This window comes from Rhodopseudomonas sp. BR0C11 (assembly GCF_010820945.1).
In the GTDB taxonomy this organism is placed as follows: Bacteria; Pseudomonadota; Alphaproteobacteria; order Rhizobiales; family Xanthobacteraceae; genus Rhodopseudomonas; species Rhodopseudomonas palustris_H.
Genome location: NZ_QTKI01000245.1, coordinates 1 through 7,139, shown reverse-complemented (window position 1 = coordinate 7,139; position 7,139 = coordinate 1). Strand labels below are relative to the sequence as shown.

Annotated in this window: 6 protein-coding genes; 5 read left to right on the top strand and 1 reads right to left on the bottom strand. The window is 67.3% G+C overall.

The window, feature by feature from the left end:
- Window positions 1-421: 421 nt before the first annotated feature.
- Both pyrE and DYI24_RS17530 read left to right on the top strand, forming a co-directional pair.
- Window positions 422-985, top strand: a complete 564-nt coding sequence (gene pyrE, locus DYI24_RS17535; RefSeq protein ID WP_013504533.1) for an orotate phosphoribosyltransferase — start codon at window positions 422-424, stop codon at window positions 983-985.
- A 101-nt stretch (window positions 986-1,086) separates the two neighbouring features.
- On the top strand, window positions 1,087-1,887 hold the full coding sequence (locus DYI24_RS17530) for a DUF2865 domain-containing protein (RefSeq protein WP_502706353.1): 801 nt from the start codon (window positions 1,087-1,089) through the stop codon (window positions 1,885-1,887).
- Between the two features lie 444 nt (window positions 1,888-2,331).
- Here the strand turns inward: DYI24_RS17530 and DYI24_RS17525 are convergent, their stop codons facing one another.
- Window positions 2,332-2,763: a hypothetical protein gene (locus DYI24_RS17525; protein ID WP_164573207.1), complete on the bottom strand. Its 432-nt coding sequence runs from the start codon at window positions 2,761-2,763 to the stop codon at window positions 2,332-2,334.
- Between the two features lie 285 nt (window positions 2,764-3,048).
- Here DYI24_RS17525 and DYI24_RS17520 point away from each other — a divergent pair, with 285 nt between their 5' ends.
- The 3 genes from DYI24_RS17520 to DYI24_RS17510 form a co-directional block, all read left to right on the top strand.
- Window positions 3,049-5,595: a glycogen/starch/alpha-glucan phosphorylase gene (locus DYI24_RS17520; RefSeq protein ID WP_164573206.1), complete on the top strand. Its 2,547-nt coding sequence runs from the start codon at window positions 3,049-3,051 to the stop codon at window positions 5,593-5,595.
- A 282-nt stretch (window positions 5,596-5,877) separates the two neighbouring features.
- Window positions 5,878-6,711, top strand: coding sequence for an acyl-CoA thioesterase (locus DYI24_RS17515; protein ID WP_164573205.1), 834 nt, complete (start codon window positions 5,878-5,880; stop codon window positions 6,709-6,711).
- Window positions 6,712-6,766: 55 nt separating this feature from the next.
- The coding region (locus DYI24_RS17510; RefSeq protein ID WP_205523565.1) for an arginase family protein at window positions 6,767-7,139 on the top strand (373 nt) is incomplete at its 3' end.

The following is a 7,139-nucleotide window of genomic DNA, read 5'->3' as shown; positions in this document are numbered from 1 at the left end:
GCGGGTGAGGGCACTCCCATCCGCGAAATCCGAACTCACTGCTCGGGGCGCCCTCACCCCAACCCTCTCCCGCGGGCGGGAGAGGGAGCGCGCTGTGCCCGTAGCTCGTTGGGAAATACTGATCCGCCGCGGGCGCTGAGCAACCTCGCCCGCCTGCGGGAGAGGTCGACGCGCGAAGCGCGGCGGGTGAGGGCACTCCCATCCGCGAAATCCGAACTCACTGCTCGGGGCGCCCTCACCCCAACCCTCTCCCGCGGGCGGGAGAGGGAGCGCGCTGTGCCGGGCGGCGCTGCTGCGGCCAATACGGCGGGCGCTGTAGGCGTTTGCCCCGTTGATACCTCCACCGCGCCGCTGGCATCGGCGCGGTCTCGGGGCTAGATTGCGGCGTTTTTCGCAGAGCCAAAGCCCAGAGAGTCCGCCCGTGTCCAAATCCGCGTCCCGCGCCCGCCTTGCCGACATCATCCGCACCCGCTCGTTCGGCCGGGGGGAGATCACGCTCGCGTCGGGGCGCAAGAGCGACTTCTATTTCAACCTGAAGCCGACGATGCTCGATCCCGAGGGCGCGGCGCTGCTCGCCGAATTGACCTACGAGGCGCTGCGCGACGAGAAGGTCGACTATGTCGGCGGGCTGGAGATGGGCGCGGTGCCGCTGGCCGGCGCGATCGCGCAGCTGTCGTGGCTGAAGAACCATCCGATCGCGGCGTTCTTCGTGCGCAAGAAGCCGAAGGAGCACGGCGCTCGGCTGTCGGTCGAAGGCCTGGCGAAGGGCGAGAGCCTGGCCGGCAAGCGCTGCGTCATCGTCGAGGACGTCACCACCACCGGCGGTTCGGCCATCAAGGCGGTCGAAGCGGTGAAGGAATCCGGCGCCGAGATCGTGCTGGTGCTGACCATGGTGGACCGCGAGGAAGGCGCCACCGAAGCCTTCGCCGAGGCCGGGCTGCCGTTCCGGTCGCTGTACAAGGCCAGCGAGTTCCTCAACACCTGAGCGCCACGGACGCCGCCGGAAACCCGGCGTTTACCATCCCATCCTAAAGTCGCGACCAACAGCGGGCTTGCCGCGGGTGGTTGCGTCGGTGGAGTGGGCGTTTGCGTCAATTGCTTACCAGTTCACGCCTGCGGCGCCGCGTTTTCGCTCTCGGCGCGATGCTGGCGCTACCGCTGCTCACCGTTCCTGAAATCGCCTCGGCGCAGAACCTGCTGGAGTTCCTGTTCGGCGGCGCCGGCCCGCAACGGCCGCAGCACGGCGCCCCCGCCCAGGCCAATTTTTTCGCCGATCCGTTCGGCCTCAATCAGCAAAACCAGCCGCCGCAACCGCAGCGCCAGGCCTCCGCTGGCGGCGGTCCGGCGTTCTGCGTGCGCAGCTGCGACGGCAAGTACTTCCCGCTGCAGCTCCGCGCCGGCGCCAGCCCGGCGCAGATGTGCCAGGCGTTCTGCCCGGCCGGCAACGCGAAGGTTTACTACGGCGGCCAGATCGACGGTGCCCGCTCGGCGAGCGGCGAGCGCTACGCCGACTCGCCGAATGCGTTCGCCTATCGCAAGGCGCTGAAAGCGGACTGCACCTGCAACGGCCGCGATCCGGCCGGCCTCGCGCAGATCGACCTGTCGCAGGACACCTCGCTGCGCGCCGGCGACATCGTCGCCACCGCAGATGGCCTCGCCGCCTATACGGGCGTGCGTCTCGGCGTCGAGCAGACGCCGGACTTCACCCCGGTCGCCGACTATCCGGGCCTGACTCCCAGCCTGCGCGCCCGCCTTGGCGGGATGAAGGTCGCCCCGGTGAACGAGCAGATCGCCGAACAGGCGCCCCCGGCACTCGGCCGCGACGTCTCACTGCCGGTCGAGCCCCCGAAGCCAATCCCCCACGGCCGCCGCGCCGGGATTGATTGAGCTACCCCTCGCGCCCACGCGTCATTCCGGGGCGCGCGAAAGCGCGACCCCGGAATCCGGAGATTCGGGGCACATCAGCGGCGCAGGTCGGGGAGACGCCTCGGCCAAACAACTGCGGGATTCCGGGTTCGCGAGCTATCGCTCGCGCCCCGGAATGACACCCGTGAAGGCTTCTCGCGCCGGCATGATGGCGTGTTCTCAAGCGAGTCATTCCGGGACGCTCGCGGCAGCGAGCGGACCCGGAATCTCGAGATTCAGCGCACCTCGGCCGCGCGGCTCGGGGAGGCTTCTCGACCAAACAACCGCGGGATTCCGGGTTCGCGAGCTGTCGCTCGCGCCCCGGAATGACACCGGTGGCTGGCGCTTCGCTCGCCCCGGAATGACATCTTGGGGGTTGAGGGCTTCGCGCGCCGGAGAGACTCTGACGATGAGGAGCTGGGACGCCTACCTGCCGACGATCACGCCGATCACGTTCGGGGCGGCGCGGTAGGATTCTTCGAGGTGGGCGCGGGCAGCGGCGCGGTTTTCGGCGGTCAGCAGGCCGCGGGCTTCAGCCAGGATCATCCAGCAATAGCCCCACCAGTCGCTGAGCATGCCGGTGTCGTCGACCAGGCCGTAGCCATGCTCGGCTGCGAAGATCCGGGCGGTGCCCTCATCGAGGGTGTCGAGCCAGCTCAGATCAGCAGGATCGAACATCTCGTCGACCAGATCGTCCGGGCAGTCACCCCAGATCGACACGCACACCGCGTTGAACTCGCGGTCGAGCTGATCGTCATCGACCCATTGCCGGCGGGCGAGCTGATGCAGCCGCGACAGGGAGCGGGCGAAGTCGGCGATCCGGGTGAGCGCCGTCTGATCGAAGGCGATGGTGGACATCTCGTCCTCGGAAGCTTGCTGAGACCATAGATATAGACGGCGCACCGCGCCGAATCGCGATGATAACTCAAGACCTTGCAGAATGTTCTAAATTTGTTCTTATCGCACGGCAGGCAATACGGCAACCTTGGCCCGCCCCTCTGGCTCATCAGGCGTGTTCCCGCCTTGAAACCTGCGCGCCCCCCGTAGATCAGGCAGCCCGAGTCGCGGGATTTTGCACAAAAGCCGGGCATCCCGCCGCAACGATGCCCTCGTCATGGGTTTCGATCCGGGACTATTGTTTGTATGGTCGTGGTCTCATCCGCTTGGAATGGTCACTTGCCCGTGCAGTCGTTACCAGAAAAAAATTCCTCCCAGTCGGCGCCTCTGGATGAGCTGGCGCTCGCGGAGATCAAGAGCGCGATCCTCGCCAAGCTGACCCTGGCGATCGGCAAGGAAGCCGCGCACGCCACCAAGCACGACTGGTACAAGGCCTCCGCCTTGGCGCTGCGCGACCGGATCGTGCACCGCTGGCTGGTGTCCGAGAAGGAGAGCTACGACGCCGGCCGCAAGCGGGTGTATTACCTGTCGCTCGAATTCCTGATCGGCCGGCTGTTCACCGACTCGCTGAACAATATGGGCCTGCTGGCGCAGTTCGACGCCGCGCTCGGCGATCTCGGCGTCGGCCTCAACGACCTGCGCAAATGCGAGCCCGACGCCGCGCTCGGCAATGGCGGCCTCGGCCGGCTCGCCGCCTGCTTCATGGAAAGCATGGCGACGCTGGAGATCCCGGCCTACGGCTACGGCATCCGCTACGACTACGGCCTGTTCCGCCAGATCATCAATCACGGCTGGCAGCAGGAATTCCCCGACGAGTGGCTGAGCTTCGGCAACCCGTGGGAATTGCAGCGGCCTGAAGTCGTCTATCAGGTCAAGTTCGGCGGCCATGTCGACCAGGTCACCGATGCCAAGGGCTACACCCGCGCGGTGTGGACGCCGGGCGAGACCGTGCAGGCGATCGCCTACGACACCCCGATCGTCGGCTGGCGCGGCGAGCACGTCAATGCGCTGCGGCTGTGGTCGGCGCGCGCGCCGGACCCGCTGCTGATCGACGTGTTCAACACCGGCGACTATCTCGGCGCCACCGCGCACGAGGCGCGCGCCGAGGCGATCTGCAAATTCCTGTATCCGAACGACGAGAGCCCGGCAGGCCGCGAGCTGCGGCTGCGCCAGGAATATTTCTTCGTCTCCGCCTCGCTGCAGGACCTGATCAAGCGGCACCTGGATTCCGACGGCCAGATCCGCAACCTCGCCAAGAAGGCCGCGATCCAGCTCAACGACACCCATCCGTCGCTGGCGGTCGCCGAGCTGATGCGGCTCCTGGTCGACGTCCACGCGTTGCGCTGGGACGACGCCTGGAACATCACGGTCGCGACGCTGAGCTACACCAACCACACCCTGCTGCCCGAAGCGCTGGAGACCTGGCCGCTCGACCTGTTCCAGCGCACGTTGCCGCGCCACCTCGAAATCATCTACCGGATCAACGAAGCGCATCTCGGCCTCGCCGAGGCGCGCAGCCCCGGCGATATCGAATTCCGCGCCTCGGTGTCGCTGATCGACGAGAAGGCCGGCCGCCGGGTGCGGATGGGCCATCTCGCCTTCATCGGCTCGCATCGGGTCAACGGCGTCTCGGCGATGCATTCCGACCTGATGAAGGAGACCGTGTTTCACGATCTCAACTTCCTCTACCCCGGCCGCATCACCAACAAGACCAACGGCATCACCTTCCGGCGCTGGCTGACGCTCGCCAATCCCGGCCTGACCGATCTGGTCCGCTCGGTGGCCGGCGACGAGGTGCTGGACGATCCGACCCGGCTGGAGCGGCTCGAAGCCTTCGCCGGCGACAGCGCGTTCCAGCAGCAGTTCCGCTCCGTCAAGCATCGCAACAAGGTGGCGCTGGCGCGGTTGATCGGTGAGCGCAACAACATCCGGATCGATCCGAGTGCGCTGTTCGACGTCCAGATCAAGCGCATCCACGAATACAAGCGGCAGCTGCTCAACGTGCTCGAGACCATCGCGCTGTATCAGGCGATCAAGGACGAGCCGAACCGCGACTGGGTGCCGCGCGTCAAGATCTTCGCCGGCAAGGCCGCGGCGAGCTATCGCTACGCCAAGCTGATCATCAAGCTGATCAACGACGTCGCCGAAGTAGTGAACAACGACGCTTCGATCGGCGGCAAGCTGAAGGTGGTGTTCCTCGCCGACTACAATGTCAGCCTCGCCGAAGTGATCATTCCGGCCGCCGACCTGTCGGAGCAGATCTCGACCGCCGGCATGGAAGCCTCCGGCACCGGCAACATGAAGCTGGCGCTGAACGGCGCACTGACGATCGGCACGCTCGACGGCGCCAATATCGAGATCCGCGATCTGGTCGGCCCGGAAAACATTGCGATCTTCGGCATGGAAGCGCTCGAAGTGGTGGCGCGCCGCGCCCAGGGCCTCGACGCCACCGACGTCATCAACCGTTCGCCGCAACTCGCCAACGCGATCCGCGCGATCGACTCCGGCGTGTTCTCGCCCGACGACCGCGCCCGGTTCGCGTCGGTGGCGCACGCGCTGCGCCACCTCGACCACTACATGGTCAGCGCCGACTTCGACAGCTACTACGAGGCCCAGCGCGGCATCGACGCACGCTGGCGCGCCGGCTCCGCCTGGACCCGCGCCGGCATCCTCAACGTCGCCCGGATGGCGTGGTTCTCGTCCGACCGTACCATCCGCGAATACGCCGAAGAGATCTGGAACGTGCCGACCAAGCCGGCAACCCAGCCGTCGCCAGCGCGGCAGGCGGGCTAGTCGACGCTCGGCCGAGAGCGGCGCACTCCTCTCAGGTCCGTCATTCCGGGGCGCGAGCGCAGCTCGCGAACCCGGAATCCCGAGCTTGTAGCGAACGTTTTTCCAACACCTGCGAGATTCCGGGTTCGCGCGTTTCACGCGCGCCCCGGAATGACGTGCGCGTGTGGCCCGCGCGCAGTCGCAGCCCTGCCCTCATCACATGATGACCGACAGCCATTGCGCCCGGCTGCGCCGCGGTGCAAGCTGGCGCCACAACAAGAGCAACAACACGGGAAGCGCACCATGGACGCCAAGGTCGAGCACACGCCGCATCCGTTCGATGCCGCGACGCGCGTGGATTTCGGAGGCGGGCGCTGGCAGGGCGCGACCAGCGACGATTACCACGCCTTCGTCGGCCAATTCGGCGGCGCCACCGCGGCGACGCTGCTGCGCGCCCTGATGCAGCAGCCGGAGCGCGCCGGCGATCCGCTGGCTTTCACGGTGAACTTCTGCGCGCCGATCAGCGCCGGCAGCTTCGAGCTGACGCCGCGGCTGATCAAGGCGACGCGCTCGACCCAGCATTGGGGCATCGAACTCAGCCAAGGCGACGCCGGCGTCGAAGTTTTCGCCACCGCGGTGTTCGCGCAGCGCCGCGAGACCTGGACGCACCGTCCGGCCGAGATGCCGAAGACCGCCACCTACGATGAGGCACCGGTGTATGAGCGCGGCGGCGCGGCGGCGTCGTGGATCCGTCAGTTCGAATTTCGCTTCGTCGAGAACGAGCCGAACTTCGGCGACGGCCCGCTGCCGGAGCCGGCGAGCCCGCACACCAAGGCGTGGATCGGCCACGCCGTGCCGCGCACGCTCGATTTGTTGTCGCTGTCGGCGATCGCCGATGCGTTCTTCGCGCGGATCTTCCACGTCCGCGGCGAATTGTTGCCGATCGGCACGGTGTCGATGACGACGTATTTCCACGTCGATGCCGCCGATCTCGCCGCCGAGCCGATCACCGCGGTGCTCGGCGTCGCCGACGCCAACGTGTTTCACAAGAGCTTCTCCGACCAGACCGGCGAATTGTGGTCGCCGAGCGGGCGGCTGCTGGCGACCACGCATCAGATCACCTATTTCAAAGCCTGAGTTGGCGCAGCGCTCCGGCGCGCGTCACGCGCGCATTTGAAGGGGCGTCATGGCGATGTCGCAGACCGAAGTCGCTCGCAGCGATCCTGCGCGGCGCGTCGCGCTGCTCGGCGTGCCGATCGAGATCGGCGCCGGCCTGCGCGGCACACTGATGGGACCGGCCGCGCTCCGCACCGCCGGGATCGGCCGCGTGCTCGATCAGCTCGGCTTTGCGGTCGAAGATCACGGCGACATGACGCGCCCGGCGCTCGATGGTGGCAACGATCCGGTGCCCGCCAACGCCAATTACTACAGCGAAGTGAAAAGCTGGGTCGGGGCGATCTCGGCGCGCGCCTACGAGCTGGCGAGATCGGGCGCGGTGCCGCTGTTCATGGGCGGCGATCACAGCCTGTCGATGGGCTCGGTCAACGGCGTGGCGCGCTACTGGC